At 75.3% G+C, this 15,030-nt stretch carries 16 protein-coding genes; 10 read left to right on the top strand and 6 right to left on the bottom strand.

Going from position 1 to position 15,030, the window contains the following annotated elements; all coding sequences use genetic code 11:
- Positions 1–125 precede the first annotated feature (125 nt).
- The 4 genes from ACIPW5_RS09905 (at position 126) to ACIPW5_RS09890 (ending at position 4,030) form a co-directional block, all read left to right on the top strand.
- Positions 126–335 carry a hypothetical protein gene (locus tag ACIPW5_RS09905; protein WP_401242820.1) on the top strand — a complete coding sequence of 70 codons (210 nt, stop codon included), beginning with the start codon at positions 126–128 and terminating at the stop codon, positions 333–335.
- Between the two features lie 155 nt (positions 336–490).
- The gene (locus ACIPW5_RS09900; protein WP_401242817.1) at positions 491–1,882 is read left to right on the top strand and encodes an MFS transporter; all 1,392 of its coding nucleotides are present in this window, start codon (positions 491–493) and stop codon (positions 1,880–1,882) included.
- A gap of 37 nt (positions 1,883–1,919) precedes the next feature.
- Positions 1,920–2,639: a response regulator transcription factor gene (locus tag ACIPW5_RS09895; RefSeq protein ID WP_401242815.1), complete on the top strand. Its 720-nt coding sequence runs from the start codon at positions 1,920–1,922 to the stop codon at positions 2,637–2,639.
- Positions 2,636–4,030 carry an ATP-binding protein gene (locus ACIPW5_RS09890; RefSeq protein ID WP_401242812.1) on the top strand — a complete coding sequence of 465 codons (1,395 nt, stop codon included), beginning with the start codon at positions 2,636–2,638 and terminating at the stop codon, positions 4,028–4,030. Before ACIPW5_RS09895 ends, ACIPW5_RS09890 begins: the two co-directional genes overlap by 4 nt.
- Positions 4,031–4,167: 137 nt before the next feature.
- On the opposite strand, the gene ACIPW5_RS09885 is transcribed toward ACIPW5_RS09890, so the two are convergent.
- The 3 genes from ACIPW5_RS09885 to ACIPW5_RS09875 form a co-directional block, all read right to left on the bottom strand.
- Complete coding sequence (locus tag ACIPW5_RS09885) at positions 4,168–4,800, bottom strand: hypothetical protein (RefSeq protein ID WP_401242810.1); 633 nt, start codon at positions 4,798–4,800, stop codon at positions 4,168–4,170.
- 231 nt (positions 4,801–5,031) lie between these two features.
- Complete coding sequence (locus tag ACIPW5_RS09880) at positions 5,032–6,006, bottom strand: TAXI family TRAP transporter solute-binding subunit (RefSeq protein ID WP_401242807.1); 975 nt, start codon at positions 6,004–6,006, stop codon at positions 5,032–5,034.
- A 22-nt stretch (positions 6,007–6,028) separates the two neighbouring features.
- The gene (locus tag ACIPW5_RS09875; RefSeq protein ID WP_401242804.1) at positions 6,029–6,373 is read right to left on the bottom strand and encodes a hypothetical protein; all 345 of its coding nucleotides are present in this window, start codon (positions 6,371–6,373) and stop codon (positions 6,029–6,031) included.
- A gap of 244 nt (positions 6,374–6,617) precedes the next feature.
- Here ACIPW5_RS09875 and ACIPW5_RS09870 point away from each other — a divergent pair, with 244 nt between their 5' ends.
- Both ACIPW5_RS09870 and ACIPW5_RS09865 read left to right on the top strand, forming a co-directional pair.
- Complete coding sequence (locus ACIPW5_RS09870) at positions 6,618–7,331, top strand: DUF4232 domain-containing protein (RefSeq protein ID WP_401242802.1); 714 nt, start codon at positions 6,618–6,620, stop codon at positions 7,329–7,331.
- A 79-nt stretch (positions 7,332–7,410) separates the two neighbouring features.
- The gene (locus ACIPW5_RS09865; protein ID WP_401242799.1) at positions 7,411–8,370 is read left to right on the top strand and encodes an SMP-30/gluconolactonase/LRE family protein; all 960 of its coding nucleotides are present in this window, start codon (positions 7,411–7,413) and stop codon (positions 8,368–8,370) included.
- 20 nt (positions 8,371–8,390) lie between these two features.
- On the opposite strand, the gene ACIPW5_RS09860 is transcribed toward ACIPW5_RS09865, so the two are convergent.
- Together ACIPW5_RS09860 and ACIPW5_RS09855 are read right to left on the bottom strand one after the other, a co-directional pair.
- The gene (locus tag ACIPW5_RS09860; protein WP_401242797.1) at positions 8,391–9,665 is read right to left on the bottom strand and encodes a DUF1266 domain-containing protein; all 1,275 of its coding nucleotides are present in this window, start codon (positions 9,663–9,665) and stop codon (positions 8,391–8,393) included.
- 9 nt (positions 9,666–9,674) lie between these two features.
- Entirely contained in the window at positions 9,675–11,111 is a 1,437-nt protein-coding gene (locus ACIPW5_RS09855) for an amidase (protein ID WP_401242795.1), read from the bottom strand.
- A gap of 171 nt (positions 11,112–11,282) precedes the next feature.
- Here ACIPW5_RS09855 and ACIPW5_RS09850 point away from each other — a divergent pair, with 171 nt between their 5' ends.
- The 3 genes from ACIPW5_RS09850 (at position 11,283) to ACIPW5_RS09840 (ending at position 13,350) form a co-directional block, all read left to right on the top strand.
- Positions 11,283–11,897, top strand: a complete 615-nt coding sequence (locus ACIPW5_RS09850) for a TetR/AcrR family transcriptional regulator (RefSeq protein WP_401242792.1) — start codon at positions 11,283–11,285, stop codon at positions 11,895–11,897.
- A 70-nt stretch (positions 11,898–11,967) separates the two neighbouring features.
- Positions 11,968–12,735, top strand: a complete 768-nt coding sequence (locus tag ACIPW5_RS09845; RefSeq protein ID WP_401242789.1) for a maleylpyruvate isomerase family mycothiol-dependent enzyme — start codon at positions 11,968–11,970, stop codon at positions 12,733–12,735.
- Between the two features lie 90 nt (positions 12,736–12,825).
- The gene (locus ACIPW5_RS09840) at positions 12,826–13,350 is read left to right on the top strand and encodes a DUF5133 domain-containing protein (protein WP_401242786.1); all 525 of its coding nucleotides are present in this window, start codon (positions 12,826–12,828) and stop codon (positions 13,348–13,350) included.
- 10 nt (positions 13,351–13,360) lie between these two features.
- Here the strand turns inward: ACIPW5_RS09840 and ACIPW5_RS09835 are convergent, their stop codons facing one another.
- Entirely contained in the window at positions 13,361–14,569 is a 1,209-nt protein-coding gene (locus tag ACIPW5_RS09835) for a cytochrome P450 (protein ID WP_401242784.1), read from the bottom strand.
- 174 nt (positions 14,570–14,743) lie between these two features.
- Between ACIPW5_RS09835 and ACIPW5_RS09830 the strand changes: the two genes are divergently transcribed.
- Positions 14,744–14,899, top strand: a complete 156-nt coding sequence (locus ACIPW5_RS09830; RefSeq protein WP_401242781.1) for a DUF6131 family protein — start codon at positions 14,744–14,746, stop codon at positions 14,897–14,899.
- Positions 14,900–15,030 lie beyond the last annotated feature (131 nt).

The raw sequence follows: 15,030 nt of genomic DNA, 5'->3' as shown, positions 1-15,030 counted from the left end.
GGTACGGGACCCCGGTGCTGCTGGGGGGCGTGGCGGTCATGGCCCTCGGGTAGGGGGCGCTGGCCGCCGTCCTCGCCTCCGTCGACGCCCGGGACGCGGGTGCCGGGTCCGGGATCCTGCTGACGATGAACCAGCTCGCGGGCGCGATCGGCGTCGGCGTGCTCGGTGCGCTGTTCACCGCGCTGCTCGGCGCGGACCCGCAGGTCGCCGGCGGCCGGCCGCCCGCGGCGTTCCTGAGCGCCCTGGCGGGCTGCTGCTGGCTGCTGATCGCCCTCGCCGCGGCGACCGGGCTCCTGGTCCGGCGGCTGCCGCCGTATCCGCGACCGGTCAGCTGACGGCCGGGGCACGCGCAGATGCGCGGGTTCCTTAGCGGAACGTTAGATCTGGGCGGCGGGCCTTGTCCGGGTCCGGCGCCCGATCCATGCTCTGGGCACCCCCGCATCCGGGGGGTTCCCCCTTCTCCCCTCGGGGACTTCCGTCTGGAGCCGCCATGTCCTCGTCCGCCGTCACGCCCGGGTCGCAGCAACGGGAGGAGCGCGCCAGGCGCCGCCTCGCCCTGATCGGCGGCTCCCTCGGCAACCTGGTGGAGTGGTACGACTGGTTCGTCTACGCGAGCTTCGCGATCTACTTCGCCGACTCCTTCTTCCCCGGCGACAACCCGACCACCCAACTGCTGAACACGGCGGGCATCTTCGCGGTCGGGTTCCTCATGCGTCCCGTCGGCGGGTGGATCCTGGGCCGGGCCGCGGACCGGCACGGGCGCAAGAGCGCGCTCACCCTCACCGTCACCATGATGTCGGTGGCGGCCCTGATGATCGCCGTCGCACCGACCTACGGCCAGGCCGGGTACTTCGGCGCCCTGGTGCTGCTGCTCGCGCGCCTGCTCCAGGGGCTGAGCATCGGCGGCGAGTACGCGGCCAGCGCCACGTACCTCACCGAGGCGTCGGCCCGCGACCGGCGCGGGCTGGGCTCCTCCTTCCAGTACGTGTCGATGACCTGCGGGCAGCTGCTGGGCCTCGGCATCCTGATCACGATGCAGCACACGCTGACCGCGGCCCAGCTGTCGAGCTGGGGCTGGCGCATCCCGTTCGTCCTCGGGGCCCTGTTCGCGGTGGTGGTGTTCTGGCTGCGGCGGCGGCTCCAGGAGACCGACGCGTTCACGGAGGAGTCCGCGGACGGGGACGCCCACGACGGCAGCCCGCGCGGCTCGCTGAAGGCGCTGTGGGAGCACCGGCGGCAGGCCGGGCTGGTGATGGCGCTGACCCTCGGCGGAACCGTGGCCTACTACACGTACACCACGTACCTCACCAAGTACCTGGTCGGCAGCGCTGGCATGGCCAAGACCACGGCGACGCTGGTGAGTTTCACGGCCCTCGCCCTCTTCGCCGTGCTCCAGCCCTTCGCCGGAATGCTGTCGGACCGGATCGGCCGCCGCCCGCTGCTGATCACCTTCGCGGTGGGCTGCACCGTCGGCACGTACCCGATCATGACGGCCCTCGGTTCGGTCGACTCCTACTGGTCCGCGCTGGGTCTGTCCCTGCTGGCCCTGGTGATCGTCACCGGCTACACCTCGATCAACGCGGCGGTGAAGGCCGAGCTGTTCCCGACCCGGGTGCGCGCGCTGGGCGTCGCCCTGCCGTACGCCGTCGCGAACGCGCTGTTCGGCGGCACGGCGGAGTACGTGGCCCTGTGGTTCAAGAGCGGCGGCCACGAGAAGATGTTCTTCTGGTACGTGTCCGGCTGCGCGCTGGTCTCGCTGGTGACGTACGTCCTGATGCCGGACACCCGGAACGCGGCGCTGAGCCGGGCCGAGGCGGCCGGGGCGGACGCGGCCGGCCGGGGAACCGCCCCGGCGAAGGCCGGTGCCGGGGCGGCCCCGTGAACCGCTGAACCCTGAACCCGATCCGTCCGGAGGGCCGGTGCACGCACTTCTCGTCGAGGACGACGACCGCATGGCCCGCGCCCTGGGCACCGCCCTCGCCCAGCGCGGGCACACGGTCCGCCGGGCGGCGCGGGCGCTGGACGCCCTGCGGTACGTCCGCGAGGCCGAGTTCGTCCTGCTGGACCTGGGGCTGCCCGACCTCGACGGGCTCGAACTGCTGCGCCGGCTGCGCACCGTCTGCGACGCGCCGCTGATCGTGGTGACCGCGCGCTGCGAGGAGCGCGACGTCGTGCAGGGGCTGCGGGCCGGCGCCGACGACTACGTGGTCAAGCCGTTCCGGATGGCCGAGCTGATGGCACGCATCGACAGCGTGCGGCGCCGGTCGGGCGGGCGCACCGGAGCCGAGCCGCTGCGGCCCGGCGGCGGGCCGGTGCGCTGCGGGGACGTGGAGGTGGACCCGGCCGGGCGTACGGTCACGGTGGCGGGGTCCGAAGTGCGGCTGACCCGGCGCGAGTTCGACGTACTGGCCCTGCTGGCGGCGCGTCCGGGCGAGGTGTGCTCCCGGGAGGAGATCCTGGACCGGATCTGGGGGGACGCCTTCCTCGCCGCCTCCCGCTCGCTGGACGTGCACGTGGCGGGGATCCGCGCCAAGACGGGCCGTTCCGGTCTGGTGCGCACGGTGCGCGGGTTCGGCTACCGGCTCGGTGACGCGGCGGACGCCGTGGACGCGGTGGAAGAGCGGGACTCCGGCCGGTGAGGCGCAGACTGCTCGCGGTGCTGATGGTGCTGATGGGGACCGCCGCGCTGCTGTTGTGCGTACCGCTGGCCGACGCGTACGCGCGGGGGCGGACCGAGCACCTGCTCCTGCAGCGGCGTTCGGAGGCCGTGCGCTTCGCGGACCTCGCCGACCGGACGGGTACGGCGGCGGACCGGGCGGAGCTGTCGGCCGAGATCGGCCGGTACGCGCAGCTGTACGGGGCCGGGGTGGTCGTGGTCGACGCGGCGGGGGCGACGGTCGCGCGGGCCGGCCCGGGCCCGGCCCTGGAGGCCCTGGCGGGAGCGGGCCCGGGCGGTGCGGCGGAGGCCAGGGAGCGGGCGCTGACCGGGCGTTCCACCGACCGGCTGCCCACGGTGCGGCCCTGGGGGCCGGCCCGGGTGGTGCTCGCGGAGCCGGTGGGGCGGGACGAGCGGGTCGCCGGAGCGGTGCTGCTGGCGGTGCCGACGGAGGCGGCCCGGCGGGACGTCGCGGCCCGCTGGTCGCTCCTCGCGGCCGGGGCTGCGGCCGCCTTCGCCGCGGCGGCGCTGGTGGCGGCAGGGATCACCCGCTGGCTGATGCGGCCGCTGCTCGACCTGGACCGGGCGGTGGAGGGGCTGGCCGCCGGGAGCCTGCACGTGCGGGCGGTCTCCGATGCCGGTCCGCCGGAACTGCGCCGGCTGCGGCGGCACTTCAACGCGATGGCGCAGGCCCTGGCCGACTCCATCGGCCGTCAGCGGGACTTCGTCGCCGACGCCTCGCACCAGCTGCGCAACCCGCTGGCGACGCTGGTGCTCCAGCTGGAGAACGTCGAGCCGCACGTCGCCCCCGGTCCCGGCCGGGCCGAGCACGGCCGGGCGCTGGAGGAGACGGAGCGGCTGGAGGAGCTGCTGGACGGACTGCTGGCGCTGGCCCGGGTGGAGTCCGCGGCGCCGGAGCTGTGCGCGCAGGACGTGGCGCGGGCGGTGCGGGAGCGGGTGCGGGCCTGGCGGCCGGTGTTCCGGGCGGCCGGTCTGGAGCTGGCGGTCCGCGTCCCGTCCGGGGAACTGCCCGCCCGCGCCCTGCCCGACGCCGCGGGCCGGGTCCTGGACGCCGCGTTGGACAACGCGGTGAAGTTCGTGCCGCGCGGCGGCCGGGTGGAGGTGTGCGCCCGGCCCGGCGCGGACGGTTCGGCCGTGGTGCGGGTCGCCGATGACGGGCCGGGCGTCCCGGAGGAGCACCTGGAGCTGCTGCCGAGGCGCTTCGCCCGCGCGCCCGGACACCAGAACGTGCGCGGCAGCGGGCTGGGGCTGGCCATCGCGGACGAGATCGCCCGGACCAGCGGCGGCCGGCTCCGCGTCGGCGGCAACGTGCCCCGGGGGCTGGCGGTGGAGCTGCGGCTGCCGCCGCCGTGACGGCCGGGGCGGTGCCGAGCGGGTGTCCGGCGGCTCAGGGCCGGGCCCCGGTCCGCCGGGCACCCCGGTGACTCCGCCGCTGCCGGTCACCGGTGCCCAGCGGGCGGTGTTGCAGGGCTGGTTGCGGCGGCGGGTGCTCAGTACAGCTTCTTCACCGCGGTGTTCAGGGTGTTCTTCCACGGGATCACGGGCGGATCGCCCCAGTAGCTCTGCCACAGGACCAGCGTCACCGTGTCGCCGTCTCGGCCCACGCCCCACAGGTAGTTGTAGTCGGGGCGCTCGGTGGCGTTGGAGTCGAAGGTGTGCATCCCCTGAAGGGTGGCGCCCTCCTCGACGTTGATCACCCCGTGGTCGCGGTAGGTCGCCGTCACGCCGGGCCGCTGCGGGGCGTGCGCGCAGGCCATGTAGTCCTGCCGGGCCTTGTCCGCGAAGGCGATGGCCTCGGCCTCCGTGCCGAAGACCGCCACCTTCTGCTGGGCGAACGCGGTCTCCGCGGTGGTGAAGTCCCGGTGCCATACGTTGACTTCGGCCGGCTCGACGGGCCAGCCCGCCGGACAGTCGAAATCGGTGCCCCACCCCCGGGCGGTCGGATTGGCGCGCCACGACTCGTTCTTCGGCAGGTCGGAGATGTACAGGGTGCCCGGCTGCGGCCGCCACTGGTCGGCGGCCGCCGCCCGACCCGGAACCGCCCCGGCCCCCAGGGCCCCCACCGCCAGCACCGCGGCCCCCACCGCGACCGCGCCCCCGCGCAGCCGTGCACGTACCCCCATGGCTTCCCTTCCTCCGTGCGCTTCGATCGCCCCGTTCCGCCCCGGACCGGGGCGGGCTCCCTTCGACGGTAGGGTGCCGGCGCCCGTACGGCAGGGCCTTTCGGGCGGAATGACCGAGAAGTCCACGGCTGTTGACCGAGAACATGGCCCCGTGCGGCAACCACAGGCACGCAGCAGCCGTCGCCCGGACCGGGTCGGGTTCACGTCACGACGATGAACCTCCGACTCGGCTCACCGGCCGAACACGGAGCGGTAGTGGGCGGTGGCGCCCGGGTGGAGGGGGACCTCGCCGGTCGAGATGGCGAACCGGGGTTCCAGCTGTACGCCCGCGGTCACTTCGCGCAGCAGGTCGCGCCACCGGTCGAACACCACCCGCAGCAGGGCGCTCGCCGCGGCCGCGGGCACCGCGTCGCGGGCCAGGAGGTAGTTGCCGACGCCGAGGGTGCCGACCGGCCCGGTCAGTCCGTACGCCCCGGCGGGGAGGGTGACGGCCGTGTAGACGGGGCCGTGGCGCTCGCGCAGCGGGCCCACGTGGCCGTCCAGCGCGAGGAAGCGCAGCGGCAGTTCCCGTGCCAGCTCAGTCAGCGCCGGGGTGGGCACGCCGCCCGACCAGAAGAAGGCCGCGACGGCGCCCGTGCGCAGGGCGGCCGCGGATTCGGCGAGGCCCAGCTGGCGCACGTCCGCCGGAGCGGGGCCGGCCCCGGCTCCGGTGAGTCCGGCCGCCCGCAGGATGCGTCCGGCGACCACCTGCACCCCGGAGCCCGCGGCGCCGGCGGCGACGGGGCGGCCCGCGAGGTCGGGTACGGCGTGCACGGGTCCGGCGGCGGGGACGAGCAGGTGCGTGTAGTTGACGTAGACGCGGGCCAGCGCCGTCACCGCGGCCCGCCGGGGGAACGGCTCCCGCCCGAGCACCGCGTCCTCGGCGACGTCGGCGGTGGCCAGGGCCAGGTCCACGGAGCCCTCGTCCAGCCTCCTCAGGTTGTCCACGCTCGCGGCGGTTTCCACCGGCACGATCTCCACCCGGCTCCCCGCGGCGGCCCGCGCCAGGGCCAGGCCGAACGCGTTGTACGGGCCTCCGTGCGGCCCGGTCGCGAGCCGCAGCCGGCGCGCCGGGCCGGAGTCGGCGGTGCAGCCGGCGAGGGCCGTCGCGGCCGCGGCGAGCCCGGCCCGGAGCAGTCGCCGGCGGCCGTCCCCCGTATCCGTCACGGCGGCAGCGTAGCCGCTCCGCTCACCACACGAAGGTGCGGTGGCAGCCCAGCACCACCCCGGTCACGGCGGTGAACGTGCCCAGCACCCCGAGGAGCGTGGACACCCCCTCGGACACCGGCGCGCCCGCGTCCGCCTCGTAGAGGTCTCCGCGCCAGGGCCACCGCTCGGCCACGGCGGCCCGCTCGGCGCCACACCGGAACGTGGCGGTCCGGGTCCGCTCCGGTTCCCACGGGGCGGCGTACCGTACGAGGCAGTCCCCGTCCGCACGCCGTTCCACCGTCCGCAGCGGGACGGTCGAGTCGTCCGTGGCGTCCGGGGAGGACCAGAAGCCGAAGGCCAGCATTCCGATCCCGAGCAGCGTCATCCACCGGAACACCCCAAGCCACCACGGCACCCGCCACCGGCCCATGCCGCCCCCCGTCCCGCCCGTCCGCCGCCACTGCCCCGAACCCGTGTTCCCACTCCCCCGGGCGGCCGGACGGGAAACGTCATGGTTGCGTGACAGGACTGCCACAACGGCGCAGTGCGGGAACTCCGGCGGGGCGGCGTGCCGTGTCCCTGCACGCGTGCCGGTGCGGGGCCGGCCCGGAGAGACCGAGGAGCATCCCATGCAGTACACAGCAGGCCCGCGCCGCACGGCGGCGGCGCTCGTGGCGGCCGCCGCGGCCACCGTCCTGATGACGGGCTGCGGCCCGGCCGACGACGGGGCGGCCGGGACGCCGTCGGCGCCGCCCGCCGCCTCGGTGCCGGCCAAGCCGACGCCCACGGGCGGCTCCTCGGGCGGCGGTACGGGCGGCGGTACGGGCGGCTCCGCCACCGGCGGCGGGGGCGGGACCGTGCCGACCCCCTCGGCGTCCGCGCCGGGCGGCGGCGGGGCGAAGCCGTGCACGACCGACGAGGTCAAGGTGTCGGACGCCGAGCAGGCAGCGGTCCGGCCGCCCGGTACGGGGACGGGGGCCGCCATCGTCTCCGTCACCAACACCTCGAAGCACGCCTGCACCGTCAACGGGTTCCCGACGGTCGCCGGGGCGGGCAACGGCTCACCGGGCAAGAACGTTCCGCTGGCCGTCACCCCGAGCGGGAAGGCGTCGGCGGTCGCGCTGGCGCCCGGCGCCCGCGCGTGGACGAAGCTCACCTTCGTCAACGTCCAGGGCGAGGCGGACGGGTACTGCGTGTCCGGTGCCACCCCGGCCAGTTTCCCGACGATGGTGATCGGCGTGCCCGGCGCGGGTGCGCACCAGATCGCCATGACCGACGGCGTGTTCGCCGAGTGCGACAACAAGGCGACGGTCACGGCCTTCTCGGCCGTCAAGCCCTCCTGAGGCGGGGCGCGGGGTGGTGCGCCCGCGGGCTCACGCCGATACTTCACGGGCAGCACGGTCTGACCACGGAGGGGAAGCGATGAGGCTCGACAGGATGCTCCGCACCGTCTTACGGGGGCCCTCTGCGGGGTTCGTGGCCGCGGCCGTACTGGCCGCGGCCACGGCCGTTCCGGCGGCGGGGACCGCGTACGCCGCCGCGCGGTGCGCGGGCGTGGCGGCGGCGGCGCCGGTGCAGGTCGCGCAGCTCCCGGACTGGGTGGAGTCGATCGCGGTCGACGGGCGGGGCCGGATGTTCGCCACCGCCTACTTCAGCGGCCGGGTCTACCGGATCGACGCGCCGGGCAGTACCCCGGTGGCCCTGACCGGGGACGTCGGGGCCAACGGCGGGATCGTCGTCCGCGCCGACGGACAGCTCCTCGTCGGCACCGGCAACGACCTGGCGCACTCGCTGACCGGGGACCTCTTCCCCGTCTCGCGGCTGCTGCGGGTGGACCCGGACACCGGCGCGGTCGCCACGTACGCCTCGGGCCTCGGCGGGATCGACGGGGTCGCCCTCGCGCCCGACGGGACCGTGTACACCACGACCCTGGGCGGCCGGAACATCGGCCGGGTCACCCCGGACGGCCGGGTGGACCCGGCCTGGGCCCGTGTGCCGCAGCCCAACGGGATCGCCGTCTCCCCGGACGGGAGCGAGGTCTACGTCGTACAGACCACGGTGGCCCCCGGGCTGTACCGGATTCCCGTCGGGGATCCGGCGCACCCGCGGCTGTGGGTGTCCGCCGGGGCCGGGGACGCCCTGGCCCTGCCGGACGGGCTGACCCTCGACGGCCGGGGCCGACCGCTGGTCGCCACGCACGCGGCGGGCGAGATCTGGCGGGTCGAGGACGGGCGGCTGTGCTCCGTGGAGTCGGGGCTGCACCTCTCCACCCAGATCTCCTACGGGCGCGGAGACCGGGGCTTCCCGGCGGGCCGGCTCTACCGGGCGGGCGTCGACGGGAAGGTCTACGAGGTGCCGGGCGGGGCCGAGCCCGGCCGCTGAGCCGGGCGTGCGAAGCCGCGTCAGCTCCAGGGGAGGGTCCGCCAGGGGCTGGCCGGGTCGGTGGCCAGGACGCGGTGGGTGCCGAGGGCCGTCTCGTACCACTCCCCGAACTCCTCCTCGTCGAAGTGGAGGCAGCGGCCGAGCACGTAGGCGGCCGAGAAGTCCTCCCAGGAGCGGTAGTTCGTCTGGGCCAGGCGGCCGGCGCGGACCACGGCCGCCTCCGCCTCCGCCAGGGAGCACAGGCGGGCGGCGAGGCCCCAACGGGCCATGGCGGAGGCCCGGCCGTAGTCCCAGGCCTCGACGGAGCGGACGAACCCCCCTTCGGGGAGCAGTCCGTCGGCGCGGAACCGCGCCTCGTAGCGGGCGATCCGGCCGATCAGCCGCTGCACGCCCGTGACCTGGCCCTCGATCTCGGCCTCGGTGACGGTGCGGCCCCTGCTGACGCCGTCCGCGGTCAGCCGGGGCTCGGCGGCCGCCTCGGCGCGGCGGCGCACCACGTTGCCCGCGGCCTGGCGCCAGTGGTCGGCGTCGACGGGGCCGGCGAAGTCCAGGGCCATGGAGCGGCGCAGTTGCAGGACGAACTCCCAGACGCCGCTGACCATGTCGGCGCCGAGCAGCTGCTCCTGGGTGTCCAGCCAGTCCTGGCGGGTGGTGACGCCCCACCACTCCTCCAGGACGCGCTTCTCGTCCCGGTAGCCGCAGCCGTGGTAGGCCATGGAGTTCCAGTAGCGGCCGTTGCGCACGTTGATGTGCGCGCCGACCCCGAGGCCGAAGGCGACCTGGCCGCTGCGGGGGCCGCCGACCTCCAGGGTGTGGATGGCGTCCCGGGCGAGTCCGGGCCGCTCCACGGGGGCGGCGTGGCGCTGCCACAGGGCGCGGCCCTCCGGTCCGGCCGGCAGCACGCCCTCGCACGGGCTGCCGGGGTTGACGACGAGGTAGGGCGGGTCGTCCGGGTTCCAGGTCTCGGCGAACCAGCCCAGGTCGTAGCAGTTGTAGACGGGGTCGGCGGCGGGCGGGGGCAGCATGCCGCCCGTGTAGACGGCCAGGCACATGGTCCCGGTCTGCGGGTTCCAGTACGGGTGGAAGCGGGTGTTGCGCGGGTTCGCGTCGGTGTACGCCCGCGACTGCATCATGTACAGGTCCGCGCGGGCGACGAGGTCGTAGTACGCGGGCCAGTCGCCGCGCGTCCTCGCCTCGTACAGCCCCCGCTCGACCGCGCTCGGTGCCTGCCAGTCCTGTGCCTGCGCCGTCGGACCGGGCGGGGCCCCCTGCTCGTGACCTGCTGTCAAACCCATGGGCAAACCCTAAACTCCGCCCGCCGGACGGGGGTCGACGGGGGTGAGGACGCCGAGCCGGTCCTCGACCGCCTGGGCCGCGTCCAGGCACAGGTCCTCCCGGAAGGCCCGTCCGACGATCTGCACCCCGCCGGGCAGCCCGTCGTACAGTCCGGTCGGCACGGCCACGGCGGGCACGCCCGCGAAGCTGGTGGCCGTGCACAGCCGCATGGCCGCCGCGACGCGGTCCCGGCCGGCGCGGTCGCGGGACTCCAGTCCCGGCTCGACGGGCGGTTCGGTGAAGGAAGGGCCGAGCAGCAGCGGGTACGCGTCGAGGAACTCGGCCCAGGAGCGGCGGATGTTCAGCCAGAGGCCCGTCAGCCGGACGAGCTCGGCGGCGGTGGCGGGCGGCGTCCTGTCCATCGCCATCTGGATGTAGCGGTCCCCGCCCTCGCCCAGGAGCGTGCGCACGGCCGGCCAGCTCGGGGCGAACTCGGTCATGGTGATGCGGTCGTACGCGTCGAGGGCCTCGTCGAGCCGGGGCACGTCCGCGACCTCGCGCACGTCGTAGCCGGCGTCGCGGAGGGCGTCGGCCGCGTCGGCCACGGCTGCGCGGACCGCCGGGTGGACGCCGTGCCCGCCGGGGTCCGTCACCACCGCGACCTTGACGGGGCCGGGGAGCGGGGGCCCGTAGGCGGGGACGGGCACGGCCCGCGGGTCGCGGGGGTCGGTTCCGGCCAGGGCCTCGTAGGCGAGCCGCAAGTCGGCCACGCGGCGGGCCAGGGGTCCGTCGGTGACCAGCCACTGGGAGGCGGGGCCGGGGTCGTCGGGGCCGAGGACGCGGTGGTCGGCGGGGAAGCGGCCGGTGGTGGGCTTGAGCCCGGCCACACCGCAGAACTGGGCGGGGATCCGGATGGAGCCGCCGGAGTCGTTGCCGAGGCCGAGCGCCGCCATGCCGGTGGCGACGGCGGCCGCGTCTCCCCCGCTGGTGCCGCCCGGGGTGCGTGCGGGGTCCCACGGGTTGGCGGTGTCGCCGAAGAGTTCGCTGCGGGTGTGCATCCCGGCGAGGACCAGGGTGGGCATGTTGGAGTGCCCGATCGGTACGGCGCCTGCGGCGCGCAGCCGGGCGACCGGGGGTGCGTCGGCGGATGCCGTGAGGGTGCGGAAGCGCGCGAGGCCGAAGGTGGTCGGCACGCCTTCCACGGGGGTGGTCTCCTTGACGGTGAACGGCACCCCGGCGAGCGGGCCGAGCGGTTCGCCCGCGGCCCGGCGGCGGTCCGTGGCGGCGGCCGCTTCCAGGGCCCGGTCCGCCATCGGCTGGGTCACCGCGTTCACCGCGGGGTTGACCTCGGCGATCCGCTCCAGATGGCTCTGGACGAGTTCCACCGCCGTCACCTCGCCGCCGCGTACGGCGCGCGCCTGTTCGGCGGCCGGCCGCCGCCAGAGGTCTTCCTGTGATTCCCGCACGTCCGGGTCCTCCCTTGCTCGTTGGTCCGTTCCTGATCTGATGCGCTCGCATCGGAACCATAACCGAGGAACCGATGCGACCGCATCGAATAAGCTGGGGCGCACGCCCGTACGGTGTCGGCGGGCAGCAGGAGGCGGCCGGAACGGGCCGGAACAGGAAGGCGGGTGCGCATGCCCAGGCAGGTGGACCACGAGGGGCGGCGCCGTCTCATCGCCGAGGCCGTCTGCCGCCTCGCCGACGAACGCGGACTGGAGGGCGTCACGCTGCGCGACGTCGCGGCCCGCGCGCAGGTCTCGATGGGCGCCGTCCAGCGGTGCTTCGGCACGAAGGAGGAGATGCTGCTCTTCGCCCTCGGGTACGTCGGCGAGACCATCGCCGAACGCGTACGGGCCCGGCTGGTCCGCAGTCCCGCCCAGTCGGCCGCCTCCGCCCTGGGCCACGCGGCCACCGAGGTCGCGCTGCTGCGCGAGGAGCGCCGGGCCGAGGCCCGGGTCTGGCTCGCCTTCGTCGCGCAGGCCGCCGTGAGCGCACCGCTCGCCGGGACGCTGCGGGCGAACTACGCGGCCCTGCAGACGGCGTTCGCCCGGCTCGTCGAGGAGGCGGCCGGGGCGGACGCGGAGGGGCCCGCGCGGCTCGATCCGCAGCGGGAGGCCCGGGCCCTCCTGGCCCTGGCGGACGGCCTCACCACGCACGTCCTCATCGGGCACCTCACCCCCCGGGAAGCCGGGGACGTGCTCGACGCGCACCTGCGCGGACTGTGGGAGGGGCCGGGCGGCAGCCGGTGAGACCGGCGCCGCGGGCCTGTGAAAGAGTTCCTGCGGAGCGCGAACGACAGGACGGAAGGACTCCCCCACCATGCACACTGCCGACCGGATCGACCACGGGGCGGCGGTCGCGGCGGAGACCGCCCGCTTCGCGGACCTCCTCGCGGGCGCCGACCTCACGACCCCCGTGCCCACCTGTCCCGGCTGGACGCTGGCCGACCTGGTCCGGCACGCCGGCGGCGTGCACCGCTGGTTCTCCGTGCTGCTGCGGCAGCGGATCCAGCAGCCCCCGGCCGGCCGCGAGGTGGACCTGCGGCTGCCCGAGCGGGAGGAGGGTTACGCCGCATGGCTGAGGACCGGCGCCGCCGAGGCGGCCGGGGTGTTCGCCGGCACCGACCCCGACGCCCCGATGTGGGTGTGGGGCGCGGACGGGCACGCCCGGTTCTGGATCCGCCGGATGCTGTTCGAGACGCTGGTGCACCGTGTCGACGCCGAGCGGGCGCTCGGACTGCCCTCGGTCGTCGACCCCGCGCTCGCGCGGGACGGCGTGGACGAGTTCCTGGCCAACCTGCCCTTCGCCGGGCTGTTCGCGCCGAAGGTCGCGAACCTCCGCGGAACCGGCGAGACGATCCGGTTCCGGTGCACCGGAACGGACGGGACCTGGCTGGTCCGGCTGCGCCCCGACGGTTTCGGCCCGGAGGCGGACACCCGTCCGGCCCCCGCCGGAGCGGAGGTCCGGGCACCGGCAGCGGACCTGCTGCTCCTGCTCTACGGCCGACTGGACCGTACGGCGCCGGGCGTGGAGTGCGCCGGAGACGTGGACCTGCTCGACCGCTGGTTCGCCAACTCGGCGTTCTGAGGGGCCCCGGGCGCCGGAGACGGGACATGCGGATCCCCGGAGGCTGTGTCAGCGTGAGAAGGCACATGCCCCGCCGAAGGGATCCTCAACGTGGCGTCTCCTGGTGACCCGCCGTCCGCCGCCGCCCTCGCGGCGCAGGCCCCGCCCCTCGCGGAACGGCCGCTCGGACAGGTGCCGACCGAGCTGTGGGCGCTGGGGCTGGTGATGGCCGCGGCCCCGTGCTCGGCCCGCGAGGCGAAGCAGATCCTGCTGGCGGCGGCCGAACGGGCCCGGATCACCGCGGCGCAGGCCGCGGAGGCCATGGTGGCGGGGTCGCTCGGCCTGCCGGTGCCGGGCCGGGTGGAACGGGCCCTGCACCGGGCGGTGCAGGCGGCCCGCACCCCGCTGCCGCCGGGCGCGTTCCGCGGCGTCGGGCTGCTGCCGAGCCGGCTGCGGGCCGAGGAGGTCCTGTCGCGCCTGCGCGGCTGCCAGGCCCGCCTCGCGGCCGACCCCACGGACCCGGGCACGCTGCGGGCGATGGACGACGTGGCCTACACCCTGTGCGTCCTGATGGGCCGTCCGACCACCCACGAAGCCGTCCTGGCGGCCGAACGGCACCTCTGCGCCCCGGAGTAGGGCGCGGGGGTCACCAGCGGACGGGGATCTCCCGTACGCCGCGGATCAGCATGCCGTGCACCCAGGAGAACCCGGCGGCGTCGGCGTCGCCCTCCAGGTCCGGGAAGCGCTCCAGCAGCGAGCGGAGGGCGATACGGCCCTCCATCCGGGCGAGCGGAGCGCCGAGGCAGTAGTGGAGACCGTGGCCGAAGGCGATGTGGCCGCGGGCGTCCCGGCGGATGTCGAAGCGGTCCGGGTCCTCGAAGCGCGCCGGGTCGCGGTCCGCGTCGGCCATGCCGATCAGGACGACGGAGCCCTTCGGGATCACCACCCCGCCCATCTCCACGTCCTCCAGGGCGAGTCGCTCGGTGGAGGTCTCCACGGGCCCGTCGTAGCGGAGCATCTCCTCGACGGCTCCCTCCAGCAGGCCGAGGTCGGCGCGGAGGTCGGCGAGCTGCTCGGGGTGGGCGAACAGGGCGCGCATCCCGTTTCCGATCATGTTGACGGTGGTCTCGTGCCCGGCGATGAGCAGCAGGACGCACATGCCGATCAGCTCGGACGGCGAGAGCCGGTCGCCGCCCTCGTCGACGGCGTGGATCATCGCGCTGAGCAGGTCGTCGCCCGGTTCGGCGCGCTTGGCGTCGATGAGCACCGTCAGGTAGCGGGTCATCTCCTCGTACGCGGCGGCCTCGGCTTCGGCGCTGGTGCGGGCGACCGCCTCGTTGGACCAGCCGCGGAACGCGTCCCGGTCCAGGGCGGGCACGCCGAGCAGTTCGCAGATGACCGTCATCGGCAACGGGAAGGCGAAGGCCTCCACCAGGTCGGCGCGACGCGCCCCGTTCGCCTCCATGGCGTCCAGGAGTTCGTCGGTGATCTGCTGGACGCGCGGGGCCAGTTCCTCTATCCGGCGCGGGGTGAACGCCTTCACCACCAGGCGCCGCAGGCGGGTGTGGTCCGGCGGATCGGCCATCAGCATGTGGGCGAGCGCCGGGTGGTCCTGTTCCACGTTGATGATCTGGCCGACGTCCCCGGACCGGTGCCAGTCGCGGCTCAGCCGCGGGTCGGTGAAGGCCGTACGGCAGGCCTCGTGGCCGACGACCAGCCACATGTCCTCGCCGTCGGGGGTCCGCACGTGGTGCACGGGTCCCCGCTCCCGCAGCGCCGCGTAGACCGGGTACGGGTTCCGTATGAAGTCCGGGCTGAGTTCCAGCAGATCGACGACGGCAGGCTGAAGTGCCATTCCATTCCCCCTGAATCGAATGCGTTGCGGCGCCGGGGCGCCGCATGTTCACCCCAGAGTAATCACGGCATTACTCCGAGGACAGACCGGCTGCCCCGGTTCCGGTTCGACGACATGCCGAGGCATTACGACGCCCCGAGCGGGAAGACGCACACCGGAGATCGGAGAGAAGCCATGATCATTCTGGGCGTCATACTACTGATCGTCGGCTACGTCGCCGGCATCGCCATCCTCTGGACCATCGGCATCATCCTGGTCCTCGTCGGCCTGGTCCTGTGGATCCTGGGATCCGTCGGACATGCCATCGGAGGCCGACGGCATTACTGGTAGCGGCGCCGGACGGCGGTGCGGCGTACGGCAACACGGCGCGTCGGGGGGGGGGGGGGGGGGGGCCCCCCCCCCCCCCCCCCCCCCCCCCCCCCCCCCCCCCCCCCCCCCCCCCCCCCCCCGGGCCCCCCCCC

Source organism: Streptomyces sp. NPDC090077, assembly GCF_044747545.1.
GTDB lineage: Bacteria > Actinomycetota > Actinomycetes > Streptomycetales > Streptomycetaceae > Streptomyces.
The sequence above is the reverse complement of the archived record's forward strand: the minus strand, read 5'-3'. Positions and strand labels throughout refer to the sequence as shown.

Bases quoted from the DNA above. Each gene is read 5' to 3' on its own strand.
- ACIPW5_RS09860 (WP_401242797.1), bottom strand. From the start codon at position 9,665: ATGGGTTTGACAGCAGGTCACGAGCAGGGGGCCCCGCCCGGTCCGACG.
- ACIPW5_RS09905 (WP_401242820.1), top strand. From the start codon at position 126: ATGAACCAGCTCGCGGGCGCGATCGGCGTCGGCGTGCTCGGTGCGCTG.
- ACIPW5_RS09850 (WP_401242792.1), top strand. From the start codon at position 11,283: ATGCCCAGGCAGGTGGACCACGAGGGGCGGCGCCGTCTCATCGCCGAG.
- ACIPW5_RS09865 (WP_401242799.1), top strand. From the start codon at position 7,411: ATGAGGCTCGACAGGATGCTCCGCACCGTCTTACGGGGGCCCTCTGCG.
- ACIPW5_RS09885 (WP_401242810.1), bottom strand. From the start codon at position 4,800: ATGGGGGTACGTGCACGGCTGCGCGGGGGCGCGGTCGCGGTGGGGGCC.
- ACIPW5_RS09845 (WP_401242789.1), top strand. From the start codon at position 11,968: ATGCACACTGCCGACCGGATCGACCACGGGGCGGCGGTCGCGGCGGAG.
- ACIPW5_RS09900 (WP_401242817.1), top strand. From the start codon at position 491: ATGTCCTCGTCCGCCGTCACGCCCGGGTCGCAGCAACGGGAGGAGCGC.
- ACIPW5_RS09875 (WP_401242804.1), bottom strand. From the start codon at position 6,373: ATGACGCTGCTCGGGATCGGAATGCTGGCCTTCGGCTTCTGGTCCTCC.
- ACIPW5_RS09835 (WP_401242784.1), bottom strand. From the start codon at position 14,569: ATGGCACTTCAGCCTGCCGTCGTCGATCTGCTGGAACTCAGCCCGGAC.
- ACIPW5_RS09830 (WP_401242781.1), top strand. From the start codon at position 14,744: ATGATCATTCTGGGCGTCATACTACTGATCGTCGGCTACGTCGCCGGC.
- ACIPW5_RS09870 (WP_401242802.1), top strand. From the start codon at position 6,618: ATGCAGTACACAGCAGGCCCGCGCCGCACGGCGGCGGCGCTCGTGGCG.